Source organism: Agromyces luteolus (assembly GCF_009729855.1).
Taxonomy (GTDB): Bacteria; Actinomycetota; Actinomycetes; order Actinomycetales; family Microbacteriaceae; genus Agromyces; species Agromyces luteolus.
The window spans coordinates 224,190-249,471 of record NZ_WODA01000022.1 but is presented as its reverse complement, the minus strand read 5'-3'; the positions used below and the strand labels follow the sequence as shown (position 1 = coordinate 249,471).

The window sequence follows — 25,282 nt, the reverse complement described above, 5'->3', positions numbered from 1 at the left end:
AATGCCACGATCGCTGCAACTCCCCGAAATCCGAGGTGTTGCAGCGATCGTTAGAAGGGGCACTGCGGCATCCGCCCCGCCGTCGTGCGGGCCGACTTCGCCGAACCGCGCGCAAGGGGCAGCGGAGAATCGGTCGAAGCCGTACGATCGGCGTACGCGCGAGCCCGCGCCCCCGACCGCCCCCGAACGCCGACCCCGCGACGCCCAGCAGTTCCGCCGAGACGACGCCCCCGATCCCCTCGGAGCACCCCGTTGAGAGCCCCCGCCGATGACGAGCCCATGCCCGACTTCGGCGAGCCCGGCGGCGACGCGGACGGCACGGCGCTCGCGACGCCTGCGAACCCCGATGGCCGTCGCGCGCGCGACGCCCGCCCCCTCGACGAGGGCGCCGTGGTCGAGCGCGACCGATGGGCGATGCGCGCGAGCGCGCACCCCGGGCGCCGCCCGCGTCGACGCGAGGCGATCGCGTTCGATCCCGCCGACCACCAGGACCCGGATCGGCGCCGGTACTTCCTGAGCTCGCTGCAGCCGAGCGGCGACTACGAGGCCGTCATCGTCGCGATCACCGACGGCGCGAGCCGCCGCTACTTCAGCTCGCGCGACGGCTCGCACTTCATCGAGGTCGACGAGCTGTCGTTCGAGCAGCGGCGCAAGAGCGGCTCGCGTTCGATGCTCGAGATCGGCGAGCACGAGCTGCGCGAACTCGAGGGCGCCCTGATCTTCGTGCGACCGCTCGACGGCCGCGACCCGATCGCCGAGGTCGCCGCCGCGAGGAAGGCCTCCCTCGAGGCGACCCGCCCGATGGCGATCGTCCCGATCGCCCATCGCCCCCCAGTGGCGGAGACCGACGGGGCTCCCGCGTCGGCCGAGCCGAGGGCGGATGCCGCGGCCGGCGGTCCCGGGGACGACCCGGGCCTGGGCTGGGCGGACGAACCGGCCGAGGCCGCGGACGAGTCGTCCGAGCCCGACGCGCCGGGCCCGCGCCGGTCGACGTTCGAGCCGATTCCGCCCGGGGATGCCGGCGATCCGTCGTCGAGCGCCGCCACCGAGGCATCCGTCGCCGACGTCGCGGACACCATCGAGGACGTCGCGGACGCCATCGAGCTCGCCGCGATCTCGCTGTCGCCCGATGAGGCTGCGGAACCGGAACCGGAACCGGAACCGGAGCCGGGGCCGCTGCACGAGCACGCGCCCGCCCCCGGGCCATCCGCCCAGCAGCCCGCGGCGCCGCGCTCGCGCGCTCGGCTCTCGCCACTCGAGGCCGTCGCGCAGGTCGCGCTCGCCAAGGGCATCGCGTTCGCCGCGCACCGCGGCCAGCTCGACAAGAGCGGCACGCCCTACATCGACCACCCCGGGCGCATCGCCGAGCGGTTCGATCCCGTGACCGACCCGATCGCCGCGGCGGCCGCGTGGTTGCACGACGTGCTCGAGGACACCCCGCTCACCTCGCGCGAGCTGTTCGAGGCGGGCGTGCTGCTCGAGGTCGTCGGCGTCGTCGAGCTCCTGACCCGGCGGCCCGAGGTGACGCCCGACGAGTACTACGCGCGCATCCGGCGGCACCCGGTCGCGTTGCGCGTCAAGCTCGCCGACATCGACGACAACACCGCGCCGTGGCGGCTGCGCCGCCTCGACTTCGCCAAGCAGCAGCGCCTCGCCGAGAAGTACCGCCACGCGCGTCGCGTGCTCGGCGTGGAGTGACGCGGGCCCGGGACCTTCGACCCGCGCGGCGCGAGCCCGCTCGCGAGTATCGTGTGGCCCGCGTCCGGCCGAGCCGTGAGACAAGAGCGGGAGCACCGGGTTTCAGGCGGCCTTCCCTTCGGGGCTTGCGCCAAGCAGAGCACGGCTGGTCCCACCCGCCGCCGAACGCCGCACCATCCTGCCGCCCGAGCGACGTCGACGGGTCGCGCGGGCGGCGTGCCCGCGCGACCCGGAGATCACTCCTCGACGCCGGGGTCACCGCCCTCGAGACCGCCCTCGGTCGAATCGCTCATCGGCGCGTCGCTCTCGGGATCGCCCGGGGTGTCCTCATCGGGCATCGGTTCGTCGCGGACGGCCGGCTTCTCCTCGTCGGACGGCGCGCCGCCGCCGGGTGCGGTCGAATCGCTCATGTCGCTCCTCCTTGGTTCGGGTCCGGGCGTGTTCACGGGACCGAGATCTCCTCGACCGTGCGGCCCGTCGCGATGTCGGGCAGCGTGCGGGCGATGTCCGCCTGGGCGATGACGCCGACCAGGTCATGGCCGTCGATGACCGGCAGCCGACGGATCTGGTGGTGCTGCATCATCTGCAGCGCCTCGCGGATGTCGTCGTCGGCGCCGATGGTCACGGGCGTGCCCTCGGCGAGGCTTCCCGCGGTCGTGCTGCCGGGATCCGCGCCCTCGGCGAGGCACTTCACGACGATGTCTCGGTCGGTGAGCATGCCCTTCAGCCTCGAGTCGTTGCCGCAGATCGGCATCGACCCGATGTCGAGGTCGCGCATGATCCGCGCCGCTTCGATGAGGTTCTGGTCCTCGTTCACGCAGGTCGGGTCGGTGCTCATGATGTCGCGTGCCACGGTCATGTCTTCGTCCCTTCCACGATCGCCGGTCGCGATCGTCCGGGAAGGCTACGCGGCGACTCCCGACGCTGCACGGGGGTTGACGATCCATCCGCTCGTGCGCACCATGGCCAGAGCCCCGCGAGATTCAGTCGGCGACGGATGCCGCGGCGTCCGCTCGATCGAAGACGAGCACGCGCAGCAGCAGCTCGAGCGAGCGCTGCACGCGCTCGTCGGGCCAGCCCTCCGGGTCCTCGACGGACTTGACCTCGTACCCGCGGCAGTAGAGGTAGAGGATGTCGGCGATGCGGGCCGCCTCCTCGCGGTCTGCGGCGCGGGCGCCGTCGAGGAACGACGCGTACGTGGCATCCGTCACCGTTCGGAGCAGGTGGTATGCGCGGTCGTGGCCGGCGCGCACGTCGGCGATGACCTCGATCCAGAGGCTGCGGAACACGGACTCCTCGGGGGAGGACGTGCACATCCACCGCGTGAGCGCGGCGAGGCGCTCGACGCCGAGGAGGTCGCCGAGCTCGTCGCGACGCTCGTCGTCCCAGCGGGAGCGGGCGAGTTCGAGCGCGTTCGCCATGAGCTCGGCGCGGCTCGGCACGAAGTGCGTGATGAACGCGGTCGAGCGTCCGAGCCGCTCGGCGACCGCGCGCAGGGTGACGGCGTGCGTGCCGCGCTCCTGGGCGACGGCGACCGTGGCGTGCGCGATCTCTGCAAGGCGTTCGGCGGTGTCGACTTCGGCCGGCAACGGCGGCTCCCTTCGGCCGGGGCGGATGCCGCGGGTGCGCCATCGCGGGCGACCCGATGCCGCGGCATCCGCTCATTGACATCGCAACGGGGACCACACTAACGTCGCTGCAGGCGTTGTCAAACACTGTTTGAAAAAAGATGGAGGGCGCGTGGCCGCGAACAGCGAGGTCGTGCACGGCGGAGTCGCCGGCCGAGGAGTCGCGAACGGCGGCGTCTCGTTCTGGATGCAGCAGGTCGGCGTGCCCGCCGAGCGGCCGGCGCTCCCGGGCGACCTCGACGTCGACGTCGCGATCGTCGGCGGCGGCTACACCGGGCTCTGGACCGCGTACTACCTCAAGCGCGACCAGCCCGACCTGCGCATCGCGGTGCTCGAGCAGCGCTTCGCCGGGTTCGGCGCGTCGGGTCGCAACGGCGGATGGCTCACCAACTCGGTCACCGGCGGCCGCGAGCAGTACGTGAAGGCGCACGGGCGCGACGCCGCGATCGAGCAGCAGCGCGCGCTCAACGAGACCGTCGACGAGGTCATCCGGGTCGCAGGAGCCGAGGGCATCGACGCCGGCATCCACAAGGGCGGCGAGCTCGAGATCGCGACCGCGCCCGCCCAGCTCGCGCGCCTGCGCGCCGCCGCGGCAGCCGAGCGCGAGTGGCCCGCGACCGACGTCGAGGAGCTCGACGCGCGCGAGAGCGCCGCCCGCGTGAACGTGGCCGGCGTGCTCGGCGGGCTGTGGCATCCGCACTGCGCCCGAGTGCACCCCGCGAAGCTCGCGCTCGGGCTCGCGGCTGCGGTCGAGCGGCTCGGCGTGACCATCTACGAGGGCACGCGCGTCACCGAGATCGCGCCCGGCGAGGCGCGCACGGAGCATGGCACGGTGCGCGCGGCGCACGTGCTGCGGGCGACCGAGGGCTTCACGCCGAACCTGCGCGGCGAGCACCGCACGTGGCTTCCGATGAACTCGTCGATGATCGTGACCGAGCCGCTCGCGGCATCCGTCTGGGAGGAGATCGGCTGGAACGGCCGCGAGACGCTCGGCGACTTCGCGCACGTCTACGTCTACGCCCAGCGCACCGTCGACGACCGCATCGCGTTCGGCGGGCGCGGCGTGCCGTACCGCTACGGCTCGCGCGTCGACGTCGACGGCGCGACCCAGCCGCGCACGATCGAGAGCCTCACGGCGCTGCTGCACCGGTACTTCCCGGCGACGACCGATGCCGCGATCGAGCACGCGTGGGCGGGCGTGCTCGGCGTGCCGCGCGACTGGGCCGCGACCGTCGGCCACGACCGGGCGACCGGACTCGGCTGGGCCGGCGGCTACGTCGGCACGGGCGTCACCGCGACGAACCTCGCGGGGCGCACGCTCCGCGACCTCGTGCTCGGTCGCGACTCCGGGCTCACGCGGCTGCCGTGGGTGAACCACCGCGCGAAACGCTGGGAGGTCGAGCCGCTGCGGTGGCTGGCCGTCCAGGCGATCTACACGGCGTATCACGCGGCAGACCGCGCCGAGCTCCGCGGGCGCGCCACGACGTCGCCGATCGCGAAGGTCGCCGGCTTCGTCGCCGGCCGCTGAGCCCTCGTTCCCGCCCCGAGCCATTGCGCATGAGAATCCGGACATGGGGCCGCTGTGCGGCCCCACCGGGCGGATTCTCATGCACGACCGTCCACGCCCGCGACTGAGCGCGCCGCGGCTCAGGCCGGGGCGACCTCGGGGAAGGTCCACGTCCCGTCGGCCACCTCGGGTCGCGGCCGGTAGAGCCGCACGATGTAGTTCCAGCCGTCCATGAGGCCGATGCGGTTCGGGCGTCCGTCGTCGGGGCCGCCGAAGTTCACGGTGACGCTCCCGTCGTCGTTCGGCGTCGCGGTCACGCTGTTGACGCTCACGAGGCCGTCGGTGGCCTCCATGTAGCCGGCGGGGTCGTAGACCGTAATCGACCAGAAGGCGTCGACCGGCACGTCGCGGACCGTCAGGGCGTAGGCGCCCACCGGCAGCTTCGGCTCGACGTTGACGTAGAACGCCTCGGATGCCGGCAGGCCGCCCCACCCGGCGGCCGTGCCGAGCAGGTGATGCACGGGGTCGACCTCGCCGGCTCGGCCGAACGCGTCGGCGAAGCCCGAGACGCCGCGGGCCAGGGTGAGCAGCGCGTTCCGCGTGTCGGTGAACGACGCATCGTCGTACTCGGGCATCGGGAACGCACCGCCCTCCGGCGCATCGAGCGCGAACGCGTCCTGGAGCGCGTTGACCGCCGCGACATCGGCCTCGTCGTCGGGGTTCACGAGGATCCGCGGTACGACGACGACCCACTGCGTGCCGAGCTCGTCGGCGTGCAGGCGGTGCTCGCCGGGCTCGTGCAGCACGAGCGGGATGTAGTGGTCCTGGTTGACGACCATGACCGACAGGTAGCGGTCGCCCGCGTCGGGGATCGTGATGCTCGCTCCGCCGGACACGTCGACCACTGCCATGCTGTAGAGCGTGTCGCGGTTCTGGCGGATCACCGGCTGGTTCTCGACGGGCGTCGGAACGCGGTTGTGCACCCACCTCCCGGTCCCGCCCGCCTGCCCGGCGAGCGCCGCCAGCATCCGATTGGTCTCGGCGCGCGCGAAGTTGTCGACGTTGACGTGCTCGGCCATGCGATCCCCCTGATCCCCGATGGTCGGGCTCAGCCTATGGGTGGGGCGGATGTCGCGGAAGGACCTCCGGCCCGGTCCGTCCGGATGCCGGGGCGGGTAGCCTCGCGGGTGATGACGATCGTTCCCGGCGACGCCGTGGTGATCGACTTCCCCCTCCGCGGCGAGGGGTGGCTGGCGGTCACCACGCCCGCCGCGCGCGTCCCGAGCCACGGCACCGACCTGCTCGGGCAGCGCTACGCGTACGACTTCGTCAGGGTCGACGCACGTCCCGGTCGGCATGAGCACCCCGGCAGCCCCTGGCGGGTGGCGGCGGCCGGTGCGGTGACGAGCGAGTTCCACGCCTGGGGTGCACCGATCCATGCGCCGTTCGACGGCGAGGTGGTCGCCGCGTCCGACGGGATGGCGGAGCGCGACCGGGTGCATCCCCTTCGCGAGGCGGCGCGCGCCGCGCGCACCGCGGCGACGTTCGCGCCGGAGCGGATCCCGGAGATCATGGGCAACCACGTGATCCTCCGGGCCCAGCACGAGCGGGGCCCGGGCGGTCGCGACGTGTTCTGCGGTGTGGCGCACCTCGTCCCGGGGAGTGTCGCCGTCGCCGCCGGCGACCGCGTGCGGGCGGGGGACCTCCTCGGCCGCGTCGGGCACACGGGCAACTCGACCTCGCCGCACCTGCACATCCAGCTCATGGACTCCACGGACCTGATGTCGGCGCGCGGCCTCCCGCTCGCCTTCCGCGGTTACGAGGTCGAGCGAGGCGGCACGTGGGTGGGCGTCGACGCCGGCGTCCCGGCGCTCGGGGAGCGGATCCGGAGCCGGCCGCCGCCCGCATGAGCGTCCGCCCGAGCGGGCCCGACGGGCGGATGCTCCCGCGACGACCGATCGGGTGCGTGTCGAGCATGGTGCCCGGCCGCCCGCAGGGAGTACGGTGCGGATCATCGGCACGGAGCACCGCGCCGAGGCGGGAGGGTCGGATGGAGCTCGCTGCATCGGGTGGGAGCGGGCTGGGTCTCGCGGTGCTGCCGATCGTGGCGCTGCTCGCGTCGCTCGTCGCGGCCGCGGCCGTCGGATCGCTCGTCGTCGCGTGGCTGCAGAGGCCGCGCGACGCGGCGGACCCGTCGCTCGTCGATCCGGAGATCGTCGGGTTGCTCCCCGTCGCCTTCGTGTCCGGTTCCGCAGCCACGCGGTGGCTGCCGGCAGCCGTGGTGGAGCTCGCACTCGACGGCGCGATCATGATCGAGGATCGCCGGCCGCCGAATGCGGACGGCGACGCGCCGGAGTCGGCACGCGGCATCCGCCTCGTCTACTCGTCGGACCTGCCCTCGACGCGCGCGGCGGCTCCGCGCGACGTGTCGGGCGACCTCATCCTCGCCGTCTTCGGGCCGGGGGCCACGGGCACCGCCGCCGTGATCGCGCACGGGGCCACCGTGCCGGTCGACCGCGTCGTGGCGCGGAACGGCGAGCTGAACTGGGCCACCCGGCGACGGTTCCTCGACGCGGCCGCGCGCTACCGCGAGCCGCGGCCCGTGGGCCGGTTCCGCACCGCGTCCGTCGCCGGGGTCATCGGGGTCGTGCTCGGCTTCGTCGCGCAGTTCGTCGGGCGCGGGACGGATGACTCGATCGGCTGGACCGCGCTCGCGATCGGGGCGGTCGCGCTCGGCGTCCGCGCCGTGCTGCCGCGGTGGATCCCCCTCAACGCGACCGGGCTCGAACTGCGGGAGCGGGCGAACCGCCTCCGCGAACGGATCGCGAGCGCCGACCTCCGCGACCCGTCCGTCGCCCGGTCGACGCTCCCGTGGGCCGTGCTCTTCGGCCAGGACGAGGTCGTCGCCCGCGCGGCGACGACGCTCACGCAGCGCGATGCCGAGTCCACCTGGTTCGCCTCGTCGGAGCCGGTCACGCCCGAGCGGCTCGCCTCGTGCATCCGGACGGCCTCGGTCGCACTCGCCCAGCCGATCGCGGTCGGCGGACGCGACGACGGGCGATTCGGGGTTCCGCTCCTCGAGCAGCGCGGCCTGAACCGCAACGACGGGTACTTCAGCGAGACGGGTTGGGGGAGGGGCGCGATCTACGGCGGCGCCGCCGGCGACGGGTTCGACGGTGGCGGCGGCGGCCTGGGCGGCTTCGAGGGCGGCTTCGACGGCGGCGGCGGTTTCGACGGCGGCGGGGGAGGCCCGTAGCGACCGGCCGGCGATCACCGCGTGACGAACCGGCGCCCGTAGAGCCCCTCGGCGTTCCGCCACGCGATGCCCTCCGCGACGCGGACGGCCTCAGCGACGGGCCATCCGTGCCCCGTGACGTACCCGCCGAGCACGCGCGCCGCGGCATCCCGCCACAGCCGTGCACCGAGCAGCACGCGCTCGGGCACACCCCACGCGTCGGTCGAGAAGATCACGCGCGAGAACGGGGCGAGGTCGAGCGCATCGCGCACGACCGCGTCGGCGTTCGCCCCGAGGAACTCGACCGCGAGGCCGACGTCGAGGAACACGTGCGGGAACACGTGCGCGAGCCAGCCCGCCTCGCGCACGTACGGGTAGCAGTGCAGGAACGCGATGCGCCCGCCCGTGCCGGCCGTCGCCGCGACGAGCGCCTGCATGCGCGCGGGGTTCGCCCGCTCGAGCACCAGGTCGGCGTCGCCGAACCCGGCGTGCACCTGCAGGACCGCGCCGCGCTCGAGCGCCCACCAGATGAGGTGGCGGGTGATCGTCGGGTCGGTGAGGCGGGGGCGAGCGGATGCCGCGTGGCCGGCGTGCGGCGTCGTGGGGGCGGATGCCGCGTGGGCCCGGTGATCGGCGAACCAGGCGTCCGCGGCCGAGCGCACGTCCACGTTCGTCGGCCGCGCCGGATCGAGCTCGAGCCCGCACCGGTGCGCGGCGACGGTCTTGAATGCGACCGCCTCGGTTGCCGCCGCCTCGAGTGCCGGGCCCAACCGCTCGACGAACTCGTCGCCCGAGGCGCTCTGCGCGAGCACGGTCTCGGCGATGGTCTCGAGCCGGGCGACGCGGTGGGTCGGCGCGGCGGCGAGCTGCGCCATCCGCTCGTCCGGCATCAGGCGGTCGGGCCGATGGCCGTCGTCGACGAGGTATGCGGCGATGCCGGAGGCTTGGAGGAGTCGCCGGGCGACGTCGTCGGAGCCGAGCGCGCGGCGCGCGGCGAGGTAGTCGGCGGGGCTCGCGAACGTCTCCAGTCCGAGGAGCGGCGCGCAGTGGCGCCGCAGCGCGAAGCCCTGCCCGCTGTCGAACACGTCGGTCGGCGATGCGGGGTGCTCGGCCTGCGTGAGCGCGGCGAGCAGGTCGGCCTCGGAGGGGTCGGGCAGCATGCCGTGCACATGGTGGTCGACCAGCGGCATCCGCTCGATCGTCTCGGCCAGGTGCTGCACGCCATCCGCGCCCATGCCGCGATCCTCTCGCGATCGGGCCGCCGCGGCTACGCGAGCCGCGCGAGCGTGCCGCATGAGAATCCGGCAGATGGCTGCTCCACCGGGCGTCTCGCCCGGATCCTCATGCATCAGGACGGGGCGGGCCGCCGCGGCTACGCGAGCCACTTCTCGAACCAGAAGTCGGCGTACGGCTCGCCGTTGAAGTCGGGGATCTCGTCGTACCCGTGCGTGCGGTACATCGCGATCGCCTCGGTGAGCGTGCGGTTCGTGTCGAGTCGCACGACGGTCGCGCCGAGCCGCAGCGCGGCCGCCTCGATCTCGCGAAGCAGCCGCGAGCCGAGGCCGAGCCCGCGCGTGCTCGCCGCGACCCACATCCGCTTGATCTCCGCGGGCTCGTCGCCGTGCAGCTTGAGGCCGACGCAGCCGACCGGCTCGCCGTGCAGGAACGCGACGAGGAACGTGCCGTTCGGCTCGCGGAACTCGTCGTCGGGCGTCTGCCGGGTGCGGGTCGGATCGAAGCCGAGGTCGAACCGGGAGGCGAGCTCAGTGAAGTAGGCCGTGACGCTCCGCCGGGCCGCGGCGTCGGCGGGATCGACCACGCGGACCTCCACCGCCGAGGCGGTCATGAGTCGCTCGACGTCGTCCATCGCGGCGAGCAGGCGCTCGCGCTGCCGGTCGCTGAGCGGGCCGAGGATGCCGCCGACGAGTGCGTCGGACGACCGGTCGAGCTCGGCGCGCTCGGCGACGCCCGCGGGCGTGAGTTGCGCGACGCGCACGCGCGAGTCGTCGGGTGCGGGCGCGACGTTCACGAGCCCGTCGGCCTCGAGCGCGCGCAGCTGGCGGCTGAGGTACCCCGAGTCGAGTTCGAGCCGCTCGCGCAGCGCGCGGAGTTCGGCCCCTGCGCCGCTCGACGCCCCGATCTCCCACAGGAGCCGGGATTGGCCGAGCGGCCGCCCGCGTGAGAGGTAGCCGTCGTCGAGCGCGCCGATCCGCTCGGTGACCGTGCGGTTGAACCGCCGCACCCTGGCGATGTCGTCCATATCTCTGACTCTAGTCAGATAATTGGCGGCGTGCACGTGCCGGAGCGCTTCGCCGAGTGCGTTCGCAGGATCAGCCGCGCGATGGGTGCTCCAGAGGAGGGATGCCGCGCCTGGTCCTGTGAACTCGCGGTCGCGAGATCGGGCACGCGGAGGGCGCTGGGCGGTGTCGGGACGAGTTCGCAGGATGAGCCGCGCGGACGGTGCTCCAAGGGCAGGGATGGCGCGCCTGGTCCTGCGAACTCGCGGGGAGTGGGGAGGTGCGTCGAGGTGAGCTGAGGCGGTGGAGGAGGCGGGTGAGCAGGCGGGCCTGAGGTACCTCAGGCCCGCCTGAGGCGCGGCGGCGCCCGAAGATAGGACACCCTCCCGATACATCCGCCCCACCTCAGCGAGGAGTCTCCATGTCAGGTGGTCAGCCACCGCAGACCACGAAGGGATCGGGATCATGGACCTCGCACACGGCTTCCTCGCTCAGCAGATGACCGCGCACGACCAGCGCCACGCCGAGTTCGCCACGGAGGGCCGCAGCAGCGCGGCCGAGCGGCGCGATCTCGCCCGCGCCGAGCGGGCTTCGCGCACGGCGCGGCGCGCTGCGGCCCGCGCCGGCCTGCGTGCCCGACTGCACCACGGCGAGCCGCGCAGCGCGCACTGATGCCGGGTCAGCCCCCGGCGTTCACCCGCACCGACGGGATCCACTCGACCTCGACGGTGGTGGGGTCGATTCCGGCTGAGGTCAGGCGGTCGGTGAGGTCGGCGACGTCCGGCGCCTGGTCGCCGCCCGTGATGCGCACGAGGTACGACAGCGCCGAGACGTAGTCGACCGAGATCACGTCGAGGTCGCTCGTCAGCGCCCACGCCTCCGCGGCCTGCGTGATCGTCGACTGCTGGGTGTTCAGCGTGGTCGTGACCCAGGTCGACAGGCTCAGGGGGAGCGCGACGAGCACGAGCATGCCGGCGATCGCGATGTTCGACCGCTTGCGGTTCACGGCCTTCACGCCGGGCGGCGGCGTCTGGTGCCCGATGCGCCCCCACCGCTGGACCCGGTAGATCGCCATGATCACGACCCCGGTGCCGAGGATCGCCGCCACGTTCGCGATGAACAGCAGGAGCGAGCCGATCGAGCTGCCGAAGTCGCCCGATTCGGCGGCGATGCCGACGACGACGAGCGGCGGCACGAGCGAGATCGCGATCGCGACGCCCGGCAGCGTGTCGGAGATGTCCTTGCGCACGAGCGCGATCGAGCCGACCGCACCGGTGGCGAGCGCCGCGAGCAGGTCGATGAGCCCCGGCGTCGCCCGGGCGGCGACCTGGGAGTTCGTCAGCTCGGTGATCGGGGTCGCGGCGAGGAGGCCCACGCCGTAGCCGATCGCGATCGCCGCGGCCGCGCCGCCGATCATCATGAGCAGCGACAGCGTGAGGTTCCGCCGGTCGCCGAGCACGGTCGCGAGCATGGTGCCCTGGATCGGCAGCATCATCGGGGCGACGATCATCGCGCCGATGACGGTGGCCGTCGAGTCGCCCACGACGCCGGCCGCCGCGATCACCGACGAGAGCGAGAGCAGGATCCAGAAGCGCTGGATCTTCCGACGCCGCTTCGGGCCGTCCATGAACACCGACTCGCGCATGTGCTCGATGCGGTTGAGCGCGTCCGAGGGCGGGGGCGGGTAGACCGGTTCCTGCTCCGGCGACGGCTGCGCTGGCGGCGGCTGGGACATGGCGGCTCCTCGGCTCGACCGGGCGCGATGCCGGTGCTCAGCCGAGCGTACGACGGGCGGTGACGGATGCCGCGGCACGGCCGGGCGCGACCGCTCGTGTCGCGGCCTCCGCCCCCTGCCCGCTCGCCGAATGGGCCCGTCAGGCGGCCGCGCGCTGCGCCTCGACGACGTCGCGGAGCGCCTCGACGAGGGGCGTGGCGGGCCGCCCGATGAGTCGCGCGAGCGTGCCGTCCGACTCGGCGAGGTCGCCCCGCGCGATGCCCTCGTCGATGGCGGCGACGAAGCCCGCCGTGCCCTCGTCGAGGCCGGCGGCGACGAGCGACGCGACGCGTTCGGCGGGGGCCTGGTCGACGAACACGACGTCGCGGCCGAGCACTTCGGATGTGGCGGCCGCGAGCTCCGCGAACGTCCACGGCTCGTCGCCGCCGAGCTCGTACACCTCGCCGACGTGGCCGTCCTCGAGGAGCACGACCGCTGCCGCCTCGGCGTAGTCGCGACGGGGTGCGGACGCGACCCGGCCCGTGCCGGTCGCGGCGGTGATCACGCCCGTCGAGGCCGCGAGCGCGACATCCTGCGCGTAGTTCTCGGTGTACCAGTTGTTGCGGAGGATCACGGCCGGGACTCCGACCTCGGCGATGACCTGCTCGGTGCCGCGGTGCTCGGGCATGAGGACCAGCTCGCTCGTCGCCGCTTTCGGCCCGCTCGTGTAGGCGAGCTTGCCGACGCCGGCCGCCTTGGCGGCCTCGATCACGTTGCGGTGCTGGCCGACGCGCTCGCCGAAGGCCGTGCCCGAGATCAGCAGCATCACGTCGACGCCCTCGAGCGCCGGCGCGATGGTCTCGGGGCGCGCGTAGTCGAGTTCGACGGTGCGGATGCCGCGTGCCGCGAGGTCCGCGATCGCGCCCGTGTCGCGCGCGGCGGCGACCACGTCGGCGGGGGCGGCCCCGCGCTCGAGCAGCGCCTCGACGACGAGGCGGCCGAGGTGGCCGGAGGCGGCGGTGACGAGGATGGTCATGGGGAACTCCAATCGATCGGTTCCGACGGTGTCGGTTCACCGGGGCCAACCGAGCGGACGCCGCACACCTTCCCTTCCGGCGGTACCCACTTTCACGTAAGGTACGCACATGACGGTAAGTCTTGCGCAGATCCGGGAGACCTCCGGCGAAGTCTTCCTCGAGGGGTGCCCGACCCGCGTCGTGCTCGACCACATCATGAGCAAGTGGGGCGTGCTCGTGCTGCTCGCCCTCACCGACGGCACCCTCCGCTGGGGCGAGCTGCGTCGCGAGGTCGAGGGCATCAGCGAGAAGATGCTCGCCTCCACACTGCGCACGCTCGAGGCCGACGGGCTCGTCGCCCGCACGTCGTACCCCGAGGTTCCGCCCCGGGTCGAGTACGCGCTCACCGACCTCGGCCGCGACCTCATGGACCGCATGCTCCCGCTCGTCGAGTGGGTCGCCGCGCACGCGGGCTCGATCGTCGAGCGCTGAATCGCCGGGGCGGGCGCGGCGCGCGATTCCGTCGTGTGCAGCAGCGTGCACATGACGAATACGAGGGCGTCGCCCGGGCAGGCGCCTCGGCCGCACACGGCAGGTGCCCGCGACAGAGGACTTGCCGCGCCGTCGGCGACGTCGTAGCGTCGCGCTCAGCGGCATCCGTGGCCGGCGACCGAACGCGGACCAGGTCTGGCCCGGGCGACCCGGATGCGGCCGGTCCGAGGTGAGGAGGCCGGGGCCGTGGACCGCGACGAGGTCGATCGCCGCGCCGACGATGCCGCGATGGCTGTCCGGGAGGCGCGCTGGGAGGACGCGCGGGACGCGTACGCCGACGTGCTCGCGTCGCGGCCCGGCGCCGACGCGCTCGACGGACTCGGCCGGGCCCTGTGGTGGCTCGGCGAGACCGCGGCCGCGGTCGAGACCCGTACGCGCGCCTACGCGGCGTACCGGAGAGCCGGCAGGGATGATGATGCCGTGCGGATCGCGACCTGGCTGGCGATCGAGCTCGCCGCGACACCGGGTCGCGAGGCGATCAGCCGCGGATGGCTCGGCCGCGCCGAGCGACTGGCGGCAGGCTCCGACGCCGCCGCTCAGGACCGGCTCGCCCTGGCGCGCAGCGCGCTCGAGACCGACCCCGTCCGCATCGCGGACCTCGCCGACGCGGCCCTCGCCGCAGCCCGCGAGCGAGGCGACGCGGCGCTCGAGATCCGCGCCCTCGCGAGGTCCGGGCTCGGGCTCGTACGCTCCGGCCGTTCTGCGGCGGGCATCGAGCGACTCGACGAGGCGATGGCCGCGGCATCCGCCGGGGAGGCCGAGGAGCCGGAGGTCTTCGCCGAGACCTGCTGCGACATGGTCGCGGCGTGCGAGGAGACGCTCGACGGGCGTCGACTCGAGCAGTGGGGCGGCGTCGCCGAGCGGTTCCTGCGGCTGCGGCCGCACCCGGCCCTCCTGGGATTCTGCGGCTCCTGTTGCGCGGGCGTCCTGGCCGCACGCGGCGACACGAGCGGCGCCGAGCACTGGCTGATCTGGACCATCGAACGGCTCGAAGCGGGCGGCCACGCCGCGCGCTGCGTCGACCCGCGGGCCCGCCTCGCCGAGCTGCGCGTCGCCCAGGGGCGGATCGAGGAGGCGGAGCGGCTCGTCACGGGGATCGAGGCACGGCCGGAATCGGTTCGGGCGATGGTCGCGATCCACCTCTCTCGCGGCGAATCCGGCGTCGCGTCATCCGTGCTGCATCGCCGGCTCGCGAAGCTCGGGCGAGACTCGATCGCCGCTATCCTGATCCTCGCCATGCTCGTTCTCGTCCAGGTCGAGCGGGGCGACCTCTCGGGCGCGGAGGCGTCGGCGGCCCTCCTCCGGCGATTGGCGGAGGAGTCCGGTGAGGAGGCGCACCGCGCTCTCGCCGAGGTCGGAGCCGGACGTGTCGCGCTCGCCCGGGGCGACTCGTCGGCGGCCGTCGACGGACTCCGGTCCGCGGTCGAGCGCTACGACCGGATCGGCACGCCGTTGGAGGCCGCACGGGCCCGCACGATGCTCGCGCGGGCGCTCGCCGTCGAGGGCGATCCGGAATCGGCGGTCGCCGAAGCAAGGTCGGCGGCCGCGGTGCTCGACCGCGCGGGCCTCGTCGCCGAGGCCGATGCCGCGGACGCGTTCGCCCGGTCGCTCGGCGGGCGGGGACGTGTCGGCCCGAAGCGCGTCGGCACGCTCACCAAGCGCGAGCACGAGGTGCTCGCGCTCGTCGCCGAGGGACTGAGCAACGCCGAGATCGCGGAGCGCCTGTTCATCAGCACCGCCACGGCCGGGCACCACGTGAGCAACCTCCTCGCTAAGCTCGGCGTGCGGAGCCGGACCGAAGCCGCGATGCACGCGCACCTGCTCCGATCCGGCTGATCCGGCCGAGCCGGCCGAGCCGGCCGAGCCGGCGAGCGGAACCGCCGCTCAGGCCGAGCCCACGGGTTCCTCGCTCGCGGGCTCGAACGCGCCGAGCTGGTTCATCAGGCCGAAGATGTCGGGCACCGCCCAGGACTCGGCGAGCAGCCCGCCCTCCACGCGGAAGATGTCGATCTCGTCCATGTCGACCCGCCGCCCCGTGGCGGGGATGCCGAGGAACTCGCCGAGGTGCGTCGCGGTCGCGTGGACGCGGACGGTCACCTTGTCCCCATCGGCGAGGAGCTCCTCGATCGAGACCTCGGCATCGGGGAACGCGGTGAACCAGAACGCGCCCTCCTCGCGCACGCCGTCGCGGCCGCGGCTGGACGACGAGTTGTCGACGAAGTCCTCCGTCACGAGGCCCGCCGCCGTCTCGACGTCCTGCCGGCTCCATGCCTCGTAGAACCGGCGGACGATGTCGGTGTTCTCGCTGTTCATGATCGCTTCCTCCCTCATCGGGTCGTCATGCGACCACGGTCCCACCACCGCGGGTGCCGAGCATGGTGAGGATTCGCCATTTCCGGGGTCAGCCGACCGCTGCGGCGACGAGCTCGGCGAGCCGCGACTCGACCGCGGGGGTCCAGGCGAGGACTGCGAACGAGGTCGGCCACATGTCCCCGTCGTCGAGGTTCGCGCGGTCCTCGAACCCGATGGTCGAGTACCGCGCCTTGAACTTGCCGGACGGCTGCATGAACACGACGACCTTGCCCTCGCCGTTCGCGTACGCGGGCATGCCGTAGTACGTCTTCGGCACGAGCTGCGGCGCCACGCTCGAGACGACCCGGTAGAAGCCCTCGCCGACCTCCCGGTCGCCGCCCTCCATCGCGTCGATCGCCTCGCGGATCACCTTCTCGCCCGCGGCGCGGTTCTTCCCCGCCTTGGCCTCGGCGCGCAGCTCCTTCGCGCGGTCCTTGACGGCCTCGCGCTCGAACTCCGACAGTCCGTCGGTCTTCTCGGCCATGATGTCCTCCTCCACGATGTCGGGCCGGTTTCGGCTCCGGTCGTCACGCTACGCGGCGGCGTCGAGGACCGCTTCTCGATTCCTGCTCGATGCGGCGGTCAGTCCGCCGTGACCTCGTCGCCGACCGCGATGCGCGCGCCGGCGTCGCCGTCGAGCTCGGGGATCAGCCGGACGCCGAACCACGTCGCGCCGTCCCACTTGCGGTGCGTCGCGAGCGTGCGGATCGGCTCCTTGCCGCGCGCCAGCGTGTCGGGGTCGATCGTCGTCATGACGCAGCGGTCGCAGACCTCGCCGAAGCGGAAGCGCACGCCGCCGATGCGCACGCGCCGCCACGAATCCTCGGCGAACGGCTCGTCGCCGTCGACGACGACGTTCGGACGGAACCGGACGACGTCGAGCGGCGGCACGTCATCGGGCGTCCACGCGTTCAGCTGCGCGAGCGAGGACTCGCTCGCGAGGAGCAGCGGACCCGCGTCGGCGAGGCTCAGCCCCTCGCCGGTCAGCCCGCCGTGCGTCGGGTTCACGGGCCGCTGCAGCGGATCGGGCTGCCAGACGAGCCGCAGCGGCATCCGCATGCGCTCGCTCAGCCACGCATCGGCCTCGTCGCCCGCGGGCAGTGCCTCGCGCTGGCGCGAGTGGCCGACCGGGATCGGCGCCGCGCCGAACGGCGGGTCGACGCGCAGCGGCTCGGCATCGCCCGGTCCGGCGAGGAGGAGTCCGCCGTCGGCGAGCGGTTCGGCCGTGAGCCCGAGCAGCGCGTTGCGCTCGCGCGCGGTGACGGGCGTGCCATCCGGTTCGACCACGCCCCACCGACGGTCGCCCTCGAGCCCCCAGGGCCGCACCACCGCCGAGGTGACGTCGCGCCCCGCGAACGACTTGACCGGGTAGACGCGGAGCCGGGTCACCTGCATCCCGCCACGCTAGCCGACGCCCGCGCTCCGGCCCCGACCGCGACCAGTCGCGCTCCCGGCGAGCCCGCGGGACCGAAGCCCCAGGCGCGACGTCGCGCGGCGGTGAGGCTGGGGCCGAGCACCGGCGAGAGGGGCGGGACCATGACCGACGACGTCCGAATCGTGGAGGCTCCGCGACGCGACCTCGCGGTGGTGAGGTCGCGCACGACGTTCGCGGAGATCCCCGCCTTCATGGCGACGGCGTTCGAGCGCGTCGCGGCCGTGCTCGGACCGCGAGGGCTCCTCGGCGACGGTCCGGCGGTCGGGCGCTATGCGGACATCGACCCGGCGACGGGCATGGTCACCGTGAGCGCGGGATTCGTCGTCGACGCGCCGATCGAGGCCGACGGCGACGTCGTGCCCGAGGTGCTGCCCGCGGTCGAGGTCGCCACGACGACGCACCTCGGCCCGTACGACCGGGTCTCCGAGGCGTACGACGCGATCGCCGCCGCGATGGCCCTCCACGGTCGCGAGCTCGACGAGTCGACGATGTGGGAGGAGTACTGGAGTCCGCCCGGGACCCCGGACGACGAGACCCGCACGGTCGTCTTCTGCCCGCTGGCGCCCGCGACCTGATCGCGCGCACGCGCGGCCCGACGGTCGGAGGCGCGTGCGAGCATGGACGACATGCCCGCCGACCGCACGTCCGACTGGCGCGCCGCCCTCGCGGGCCTCGACGCGGCCGGCGCTGCGGCGACCGGTGAGACGACGACGGATGCCGCGCCCGCGCGCGGCACGGGCGACCTGCGCCCGCTCGGGCTCCAGTTCGAGCTGCGCCGCCGCGTGCAGCGTCGGAGCGGCGAGTGGCGCGGCCCGCGCGACGAGCCCGCACGGCGGGCCTCGGGCGTCGACCGGCTCGCCGTCCGCCCGGTCGCGCAGGGCGCCCGCGGCGCCTGGGTCAGGAACGGCCTCACCTGGCAGAACATCGCCTACCAGGCGTCCGCCGCGGGCGTCGACCCGGCGCAGTCGCGCTGGTTCGCGCAGTTCGCGATGCTCAAGGGCACGACGCCGTCGGTGCACGTCTACGGCTCCGAGTGGATCACGATCGACGAGTTCGAGAGCCCGCTCCTGTGGGCGGTGCTCGCCGAGGCGGGTCGGCTCGGCATCGCGGTCGTCGGGTCGGATGTCACGCCCGAGGTCGTGCTGCACGGCGCGGCGACGCTGGCCCTCGACGCGAGCCGTGCCGACGGCGACCTCGTGCTCGCCCCGACGCTGACGCTCGACGGCGAGCCGCGGCCGCTCGGCGGCGAGAGCGAGGGTGCGAGCTCCGGCTCGGGCGACCGCAGCGCCATCGGCATCCGCCCGATCGCGGCGCACGGCCTCTACCGCTTCGACCTCGATGCCGGCCGCGTCGAGCTCGCGCCCGTGCCGACGGGGCTCGGCGCGGCCGAGCTCGCGCTCCTCGACGCGCCGGACTCGATCCGCGTCCCCGCCGCCGAGGTGCCCGAGTTCCTCGCCGCGCACGTGCATCCGCTCGCCCGCACGCTCGCGATCACGAGCCGCGACGCGACCTTCGAGCTGCCGCCGGCCCCACCCGCGACCCTCGTGCTCGACGCCCGGTACGAGCCCGACGACGTGCTGCGACTCGCCTGGCGGTGGGAACGCGCGGACGGCCGCACGAGCGCCGTCGACCCGTCGGCCGAGCCCGACCCCGAGTTCGACGACGACCTCGTCGCGCGCGTCGCCGACGACCTCGGCTGGGTGCCGTTCGAGGCCGTCCTCCTCCGCGGCGTCGACGCGGCCGAGTTCTCCGTCGAGCGGATGCCGCGACTCGAGGCGCTCGCAGCGCGCGGCCCGAGCCCGTTCCGCATCGACGTGCGCGGCGAGCGCCCCGACTACCGCGAGGCGACCGAGCGGCCCGAGCTCGCGGTCTCGCTCGTCGAGAGCCGCAAGCGCGACTGGTTCGACCTCGGGGTCGTCGTGACGGTCGGCGGGCGGAAGGTCCCGTTCATGCCGCTCTTCCGCGCGCTCGCGACGGGCCGCAAGCGCCTCCTCCTCGTCGACAAGTCGGTCCTGTCGCTCGACCTCCCGGTGTTCGACGAGCTGCGCGACCTCCTGGAGGAGGCGGGCACGCTCGACGAGTGGGAGACGGGCGTGCGCATCCCACCCAGTCGCATGAGCCTCTGGTCCGACTTCGAAGACCTGGCGGATGTCGCGGAGCCCGCGCTCGCGTGGCGCGCGACGGTCGCGGGCCTCGAGCACGGCGACGTGCCCGACCTCCCGCCTCCGGCGGGCCTCGCGCTGCCGCTGCGGCCCTACCAGCTCGACGGGTTCCGGTGGCTCGCGTTCCTCCAGGCGAACCGCCTCGGCGGCGTGCTCGCCGACGACATGGGACTCGGCAAGACCGTGCAGTGCCTCGCCCTGATCGAGCACGTGGTGGCCCCCGGTGGTCGAGTAGCAGCCGGCGAAGGCGGACCTCTTGCCGGTGGTCGAGTAGCAGCCGGCGAAGCCGCACCTCTTGCCGGTGGTCGAGTAGCAGCCGGCGAAGCCGGCCGCGTATCGAGACCACCCCACGCGCAGGGTCTCGATACGCCGGACCCTGCGGGCCCGGCTACTCGACCACCGGGAGGGGCCGACCCTGCGGGCCCGGCTACTCGACCACCGGGAGGGGCCGACCCTGCGGGCCCGGCCACTCGACCACCGGGAGGCCCGTTCCTCGTAGTCGCCCCGACCTCGGTCGCCTCGAACTGGGTGCGAGAGGCGGCGCGGTTCACGCCCGGCCTGCGCGTGGCATCCGTCACCGCCACGACCGCGAAGCGGCGCCGGTCGCTCGCGGACGTCGCCGCGGAGGCCGACCTCGTCGTGACGACCTACGCCGTGCTCCGGCTCGAGGCCGAGGAGTTCGGCGAGCTCGAGTGGGCCGGGCTGATCCTCGACGAGGCGCAGTTCGTCAAGAACGCCGCGACGCGCGTGCACGAGGCCGCCCGCGGCATACGCGCCCCGTTCCGCGTCGCGGTGACCGGCACGCCGCTCGAGAACCACCTCGGCGAGCTCTGGTCGATCCTCCGGATCGTCGCGCCCGGCCTCTTCCCGTCGCGGCGCGCGTTCGACGAGCGCTACCGCCGGCCCATCGAGGAGGACCGCAACGCCGAGCGGCTCGACCGGCTGCGCCGGCGCATCCGCCCGCTCGTGCTGCGCCGCACCAAGGAGGCCGTCGCGCCGGAGCTGCCGCCCAAGCAGGAGCAGGTGCTCGAGGTCGACCTCGCGCCCGAGCACCGCCGGCTCTACGACGTCGTGCTGCAGCGCGAGCGGCAGAAGCTGCTCGGCCTCGTCGACGACCTCGACCGGCAGCGGTTCATCGTCTACCGCTCGCTGACGCTGCTGCGCCTCCTCGCACTCGACGCGAGCCTCGTCGACGCCGAGCGGCACGCCGGCATCCCGTCCGCGAAGCTCGACGCGCTCTTCGAGCAGCTCGACGACGTCCTCGCCGAGGGTCACCGCGCGCTCGTGTTCAGCCAGTTCACGTCGTTCCTCGACCGGGTGACCGCACGGCTGGATGCCGCGGGCGTCCCCTACGCGCACCTCGACGGGTCGACGCCCGCGCGCCGCCGCGACGAGGAGGTCGCGCGCTTCCGCGCGGGCGAGGCATCCGTCTTCTGCATCAGCCTGAAGGCCGGAGGGTTCGGGCTGAACCTCACCGAGGCCGACTACGTGTTCCTCATGGACCCGTGGTGGAACCCCGCGAGCGAGGACCAGGCCGTCGATCGGGCGCATCGCATCGGACAGGACAAGCAGGTCATGGTCTACCGGCTCGTCGCGGCGGGGACGATCGAGCAGAAGGTCATGGAGCTCAAGGAGAGGAAGGGCGAGCTCGCGGCATCCGTGCTCGACGCGGACGCCGACGCCGACGCGTCCGCCGGCGCGCGACTCGACGTCGCCGAGCTGCGCGCGCTCCTCGACGGCGACGACGACGGCGACGGCCCGGCCGCCGCCACGTCACCCGCGCGGCGTCGCGCCCGGGACCTCGTCGAGTGAGTGGTACACGGGGATCCCGCGCTCGCGGGCGATCGCGACGTCCTGGTCGGCGCCGCGGGACTCGCCCGGGAGGCGCAGCACGGCGTCGCAGTGCTGCAGCAGGCGCTCGGCGGTCGGGTACATGACCTCGGCCGCGAGCGGGTCGGTGGGACCGCTCGCGCCGGCGCTCGACAGCACGGGCAGGGCCACCCACTCGCCGATCATCGGCACGTGGCCGGCCCGGAAGATGGGCCAGGCCGCCTGTTCGAGTCGCTCGAGGTTCCGGGCCATGAGCTCGGGGTCGCCGCCGGTGCCCGAGGCGTAGGGTCCGGCGATCAGGATCAGCATCGGTGCGTTCATGTCGGGCATAATAGCGAAGAAACGTGCAAGAACAGGAAGGAATCGGAATGCTCGCCGCCGCGCGCAAGGACCTGCTTCTCGAACGGCTCCGCCGGGACGGCCGCATCGTCGCGAAGGAGATCGCCGCCGAACTGGGCCTCTCGGAGGACAGCATCAGGCGCGACCTGCGCGAACTCGACCACGCCGGGCTCGCCGTGCGGGTGTACGGCGGTGCGCTTCCCGCATCGCCGGCGGTCGCCGACTACGCGAGCCGCATGTCCGTGGCCCCCGAGAGCAAGCTGCGCGTCGCCGCGGCGGCCGTCGCGCTCATCGAGCCCGGATCGACCGTGATCCTCGACGGCGGCACGACGACCCGGGCCATGGTCGACGCCCTGCCGACGACGCTCGAGTGCACGGTCATCACCCACAGCCCGACCATCGCCGCGGCGCTCCTCGACCACACCGCAGAGGTCTTCCTGATCGGCGGACGCCTGTTCAAGCACTCCGCCGTGGCGAGCGGCGCGGCGGCGGTCGAGGCCGCGAGCGGGATCAGCGCCGACCTGTTCTTCCTCGGCGTCACCGGCGTCCACGCGACCGAGGGACTGACCACCGGCGACCCGGAGGAGGCGGCGATGAAGCGCGCCCTCGCGTCACGCGCGGCCGAGACCTACGTCCTCGCGAGCGAGGAGAAGGTCGGCACCGCCTCCCGGTACCGCGTCCTCCCGATCGACGCCGTCGCCGGGATCGTGACCGACGCGGACCGCGGCGACCCGACGATGCGCGACCTGGCGGCGGCCGGCATCCGCCTCATCCCCGCGGGCGACCGGCGCTGACCTCGAAGGGCGCCCCGGCGTCCCCGGCTGCCCCGCCGTCCCCGGCCGCCAGCCGCTCCCGCTCCGTCGCGCGGAGCCGCCGGATCCACTTGTCGCCCTCCACCGCGACGACGAGGAACAACAGCAGCACGACGCACTCGAGCCACTGCCATCCGGTGAGCGAGACGGTGCCGAGCAGCTGCTGCAGGAAGCCGAGCTCGGTCGAGAGCACGATGATGACGACCGGCCACACGAGGAACTTCGCGATCGCCGCGATCGGCGGCACGAGGCCCGACTCGGGGGAGCGACGCATCAGCAGGGCGCTCACCACGGTCGCGAGGCCGACCACGACGTAGGCCATGGTCATCGACGCGGTCGGGCCGTCCGCACTCGGCTCGTCCGGGCCCCACACGAGCGGCACGAGCGAGATCAGGAAGATCACCGCGCCGTAGCCGAGCCACTCGGCGACCGCGTGCGGATTCACGATGCCGAGCTTCGGGTCGCGCGGCGGCTCCTGCATGGTCGCGGGCGGCGCCGCATCGGCCGCGATGCCGAGCACCGCGAACAGCGTGACGAAGAAGTTCAGGAACAGCACCTGCGTCGGGAAGAGCGCGACGCCGTCGGCGATCTGGAACGCGCTCGCCGCGAGGAAGAGCAGGATGAGGCTGATCAGCTGCGTCATCTGGAACCGCAGGTACGCCGTGATCTTCGCGTAGACGATCCGGCCGAGCTCGACCGCGTGCACGAGCGTCGAGAAGTTGTCGTCCGTGAGCACGAGCTTCGCCGCCTGCTTCGTGACCTCGGACCCGGAACCCATCGCGACGCCGACGTCGGCCTGCTTGATCGCGGCCGCGTCGTTCACGGCGTCGCCGGTCATCGCGACGATCTCGCCCTGCGCCTGAAGGAGCCGCACCAGCCGGAGCTTGTCGTCGGGCGTGACCCGGCCGAACACGTGCAGGTCGGGCAGGCGCCGCGTGAGCTCCTCGTCGCTCATGGCCTTCAGGTCGGCACCGCTCACCGCACCCGCGCCGAGCCCGAGCTCGCGACCGATCGCGCCCGCCGTGACCGCATGGTCGCCCGTGATCATGCGCACCTCGATGCCGGCGCTCGCCGCGACCTCGACCGCGACCTTCGCCTCGGGGCGGAGCGGGTCGACGATGCCGACGAGGCCGATGAGCGCGAGCTCCTGCACCCACGACATCGGGTCGGCCGCGACCCTGCCCTCGTCGGCGTCGTCGACGAACCGCGCCGCGAAGGCGAGCGTGCGGAGGCCCGTCGCCGACATGTCCTCGAGCTCGGCGGTCGCCGCGTCGGCGTCGACGGGCACGAGGTCGCGCTCGGTCGTGAGCATCGTCGTGCAGCGCCCGAGCACGACATCCGGTGCGCCCTTGACGAGCAGTACCAGGCGCGTCTCGCCGCGCACCGGCATGCGCTGCAGGGTCGCCATGAACTTGTAGTCGGAGTCGAACGGCACCTCGGCCAGCCGCGGGAAGTCGCGCCGAGCGGCATCCGCGTCGATGCCGAGCTTCGCGCCGAGCACGATGAGCGCCGCCTCGGTCGGGTCGCCGACGACCACCCCGTCGGTCGACACGGTCGCGTCGTTCGGGAGGCTGATCGCGAGCCCGAGCGTCGCGGCCTCGACGGGCTCGTCGGTCGCGCCGAGCATGCGGCCGTCGAACGAGTACCCCTCGCCCGTGACCCGGAAGTGGTCGCCGCCCATCCATGCCGTGCGCACCGTCATCTCGTTCATGGTGAGCGTGCCGGTCTTGTCGGAGCAGATCGCGCTCGTGGCGCCGAGCGTCTCGACGTCGTTGAGCGATGCGACGATCGCGCGCTGGTCGGCGAGCTTCGACGCGCCCCACGACAGCAGGCTCTGCACGAACACCGGCAGGCCGGTCGGGATCGCCGAGATCGCGACCGCGGTGCCGAGGAAGAGCAGCTCAGTCAGGCTCTGCCCTCGCACCGCTCCGATCACGATGATCACGAGCACGGCGCCCCACGCGATGATGCCGAGCACCTTCGTGAGCGAGTCGAGCTCGCGCTGCAGCGGCGACTTGCCGGAGCCGACCTCGGTGAGCATCGACGCGATGCGGCCCATCTGGGTGCGCATGCCGGTCTCGACGACGACCACGCGCGCGGTGCCGCGCGTGACCGAGGTGTTCTGGAACACCATCGAGGTGCGGTCCGCGAGCGCGGTGCCGGCCTCGTTCGGCGTGGGGCCCTTGGCGATCGGCAGCGACTCGCCGGTCAGCGCCGACTCCTGCGTCTCGAGGTTCGCGGCCCGGAGGATGCGCCCGTCGGCCGGCACGAGGTCGCCCGCCTCGAGGTCGACGACGTCCCCCGGCACCAGGTCGGTCGCGTCGACCTGCCGGAGCGACCCGTCGCGCAGCACGCGGGCCTGCGGGGTCTGCAGCTTGGCGAGCGCGTCGACGCTGCGCCTGGCCTTCAGCTCCTGCCGCGTGCCGCTGATCACGTTGTAGAGCACGAGGATCGCGACGACGATCGCGGTCGAGACCTGCCCGATCAGGAGCGACACGACCGCGACCGCGATGAGCATGAGCGTCATGAGCTGCGTGGTCTGCGTGAGCGCGATGCGCCACGCGCTCGGCGGTGGGGCGCTGACGAGCGCGTTCGGGCCGACGTCGGCGAGGCGGGCGGCCGCCTCCGGCGCGGCCAGTCCGCGCGAGCCGTCGCTCCGGGCCTCGGCGACGGCCTCCTCCGGCGGCAGCGACCACCAGGCGGTGCCCTCCTCGTCGGCCGGCTGCGCCCGTGCTGCCTCTGGCGTCGTGTCGATGCTCACCGGA

General features: G+C 73.6%; 23 protein-coding genes. 10 read left to right on the top strand and 13 right to left on the bottom strand.

Features of this window, described 5'->3' with window-relative positions:
• Window positions 1-279 precede the first annotated feature (279 nt).
• A complete protein-coding gene (locus GLX25_RS18560; protein ID WP_205719882.1) occupies window positions 280-1,698 on the top strand; it encodes a hypothetical protein in 1,419 nt (472 codons plus the stop codon).
• Window positions 1,699-1,934: 236 nt separating this feature from the next.
• Here the strand turns inward: GLX25_RS18560 and GLX25_RS11845 are convergent, their stop codons facing one another.
• From GLX25_RS11845 to GLX25_RS11835, 3 genes are all read right to left on the bottom strand, one after another.
• Window positions 1,935-2,108: a hypothetical protein gene (locus tag GLX25_RS11845; protein ID WP_155842639.1), complete on the bottom strand. Its 174-nt coding sequence runs from the start codon at window positions 2,106-2,108 to the stop codon at window positions 1,935-1,937.
• Window positions 2,109-2,140: 32 nt separating this feature from the next.
• Entirely contained in the window at window positions 2,141-2,557 is a 417-nt protein-coding gene (locus GLX25_RS11840) for a CBS domain-containing protein (protein ID WP_155842638.1), read from the bottom strand.
• Window positions 2,558-2,681: 124 nt separating this feature from the next.
• Window positions 2,682-3,287 (bottom strand): TetR family transcriptional regulator, encoded by a 606-nt coding sequence (locus GLX25_RS11835; protein WP_155842637.1) that lies wholly within the window; start codon window positions 3,285-3,287, stop codon window positions 2,682-2,684.
• Window positions 3,288-3,513: 226 nt separating this feature from the next.
• Between GLX25_RS11835 and GLX25_RS11830 the strand changes: the two genes are divergently transcribed.
• The gene (locus GLX25_RS11830; protein WP_155842669.1) at window positions 3,514-4,854 is read left to right on the top strand and encodes an NAD(P)/FAD-dependent oxidoreductase; all 1,341 of its coding nucleotides are present in this window, start codon (window positions 3,514-3,516) and stop codon (window positions 4,852-4,854) included.
• A 119-nt stretch (window positions 4,855-4,973) separates the two neighbouring features.
• Here the strand turns inward: GLX25_RS11830 and GLX25_RS11825 are convergent, their stop codons facing one another.
• Entirely contained in the window at window positions 4,974-5,912 is a 939-nt protein-coding gene (locus GLX25_RS11825; protein ID WP_155842636.1) for a DUF1214 domain-containing protein, read from the bottom strand.
• A gap of 111 nt (window positions 5,913-6,023) precedes the next feature.
• Here GLX25_RS11825 and GLX25_RS11820 point away from each other — a divergent pair, with 111 nt between their 5' ends.
• Complete coding sequence (locus GLX25_RS11820) at window positions 6,024-6,743, top strand: M23 family metallopeptidase (RefSeq protein WP_166548753.1); 720 nt, start codon at window positions 6,024-6,026, stop codon at window positions 6,741-6,743.
• A gap of 140 nt (window positions 6,744-6,883) precedes the next feature.
• On the top strand, window positions 6,884-8,089 hold the full coding sequence (locus GLX25_RS11815; protein ID WP_155842634.1) for a DUF2207 domain-containing protein: 1,206 nt from the start codon (window positions 6,884-6,886) through the stop codon (window positions 8,087-8,089).
• A 14-nt stretch (window positions 8,090-8,103) separates the two neighbouring features.
• Here GLX25_RS11815 and GLX25_RS11810 read toward each other — a convergent pair whose 3' ends face one another.
• Both GLX25_RS11810 and GLX25_RS11805 read right to left on the bottom strand, forming a co-directional pair.
• Complete coding sequence (locus GLX25_RS11810) at window positions 8,104-9,303, bottom strand: amidohydrolase family protein (RefSeq protein ID WP_155842633.1); 1,200 nt, start codon at window positions 9,301-9,303, stop codon at window positions 8,104-8,106.
• Between the two features lie 137 nt (window positions 9,304-9,440).
• Window positions 9,441-10,328 carry a bifunctional helix-turn-helix transcriptional regulator/GNAT family N-acetyltransferase gene (locus GLX25_RS11805; protein WP_155842632.1) on the bottom strand — a complete coding sequence of 296 codons (888 nt, stop codon included), beginning with the start codon at window positions 10,326-10,328 and terminating at the stop codon, window positions 9,441-9,443.
• 442 nt (window positions 10,329-10,770) lie between these two features.
• On the opposite strand from GLX25_RS11805, the gene GLX25_RS11800 reads away from it, so the two are divergent.
• The gene (locus GLX25_RS11800; protein WP_155842631.1) at window positions 10,771-10,977 is read left to right on the top strand and encodes a hypothetical protein; all 207 of its coding nucleotides are present in this window, start codon (window positions 10,771-10,773) and stop codon (window positions 10,975-10,977) included.
• 7 nt (window positions 10,978-10,984) lie between these two features.
• Here the strand turns inward: GLX25_RS11800 and GLX25_RS11795 are convergent, their stop codons facing one another.
• Both GLX25_RS11795 and GLX25_RS11790 read right to left on the bottom strand, forming a co-directional pair.
• Window positions 10,985-12,040 carry a DUF389 domain-containing protein gene (locus GLX25_RS11795; RefSeq protein ID WP_205719881.1) on the bottom strand — a complete coding sequence of 352 codons (1,056 nt, stop codon included), beginning with the start codon at window positions 12,038-12,040 and terminating at the stop codon, window positions 10,985-10,987.
• 139 nt (window positions 12,041-12,179) lie between these two features.
• Window positions 12,180-13,055 (bottom strand): SDR family oxidoreductase, encoded by an 876-nt coding sequence (locus GLX25_RS11790; RefSeq protein WP_155842630.1) that lies wholly within the window; start codon window positions 13,053-13,055, stop codon window positions 12,180-12,182.
• 109 nt (window positions 13,056-13,164) lie between these two features.
• On the opposite strand from GLX25_RS11790, the gene GLX25_RS11785 reads away from it, so the two are divergent.
• The gene (locus GLX25_RS11785) at window positions 13,165-13,527 is read left to right on the top strand and encodes a winged helix-turn-helix transcriptional regulator (protein WP_155842629.1); all 363 of its coding nucleotides are present in this window, start codon (window positions 13,165-13,167) and stop codon (window positions 13,525-13,527) included.
• Window positions 13,528-13,773: 246 nt separating this feature from the next.
• Window positions 13,774-15,423, top strand: a complete 1,650-nt coding sequence (locus GLX25_RS19390) for a helix-turn-helix domain-containing protein (protein WP_271192428.1) — start codon at window positions 13,774-13,776, stop codon at window positions 15,421-15,423.
• 48 nt (window positions 15,424-15,471) lie between these two features.
• Here GLX25_RS19390 and GLX25_RS11775 read toward each other — a convergent pair whose 3' ends face one another.
• The 3 genes from GLX25_RS11775 to GLX25_RS11765 form a co-directional block, all read right to left on the bottom strand.
• The gene (locus GLX25_RS11775) at window positions 15,472-15,900 is read right to left on the bottom strand and encodes an ester cyclase (protein WP_166548752.1); all 429 of its coding nucleotides are present in this window, start codon (window positions 15,898-15,900) and stop codon (window positions 15,472-15,474) included.
• 88 nt (window positions 15,901-15,988) lie between these two features.
• On the bottom strand, window positions 15,989-16,423 hold the full coding sequence (locus tag GLX25_RS11770) for an iron chaperone (protein WP_155842627.1): 435 nt from the start codon (window positions 16,421-16,423) through the stop codon (window positions 15,989-15,991).
• 98 nt (window positions 16,424-16,521) lie between these two features.
• Window positions 16,522-17,334, bottom strand: a complete 813-nt coding sequence (locus GLX25_RS11765) for an MOSC domain-containing protein (RefSeq protein WP_155842626.1) — start codon at window positions 17,332-17,334, stop codon at window positions 16,522-16,524.
• A gap of 141 nt (window positions 17,335-17,475) precedes the next feature.
• On the opposite strand from GLX25_RS11765, the gene GLX25_RS11760 reads away from it, so the two are divergent.
• Entirely contained in the window at window positions 17,476-17,949 is a 474-nt protein-coding gene (locus GLX25_RS11760; RefSeq protein WP_155842625.1) for a GyrI-like domain-containing protein, read from the top strand.
• A 42-nt stretch (window positions 17,950-17,991) separates the two neighbouring features.
• The gene (locus GLX25_RS11755) at window positions 17,992-21,348 is read left to right on the top strand and encodes a DEAD/DEAH box helicase (protein ID WP_166548751.1); all 3,357 of its coding nucleotides are present in this window, start codon (window positions 17,992-17,994) and stop codon (window positions 21,346-21,348) included.
• On the opposite strand, the gene GLX25_RS11750 is transcribed toward GLX25_RS11755, so the two are convergent.
• A complete protein-coding gene (locus GLX25_RS11750; protein ID WP_240898318.1) occupies window positions 21,310-21,687 on the bottom strand; it encodes a DUF4406 domain-containing protein in 378 nt (125 codons plus the stop codon). The genes GLX25_RS11755 and GLX25_RS11750 overlap by 39 nt on opposite strands.
• Before the next feature lie 47 nt (window positions 21,688-21,734).
• Between GLX25_RS11750 and GLX25_RS11745 the strand changes: the two genes are divergently transcribed.
• Window positions 21,735-22,499, top strand: a complete 765-nt coding sequence (locus GLX25_RS11745) for a DeoR/GlpR family DNA-binding transcription regulator (protein ID WP_155842624.1) — start codon at window positions 21,735-21,737, stop codon at window positions 22,497-22,499.
• Here the strand turns inward: GLX25_RS11745 and GLX25_RS11740 are convergent.
• A complete protein-coding gene (locus tag GLX25_RS11740) occupies window positions 22,474-25,278 on the bottom strand; it encodes a cation-translocating P-type ATPase (protein WP_271192427.1) in 2,805 nt (934 codons plus the stop codon). The two genes, GLX25_RS11745 and GLX25_RS11740, sit on opposite strands and share 26 nt — an antisense overlap.
• Window positions 25,279-25,282: the final 4 nt, after the last annotated feature.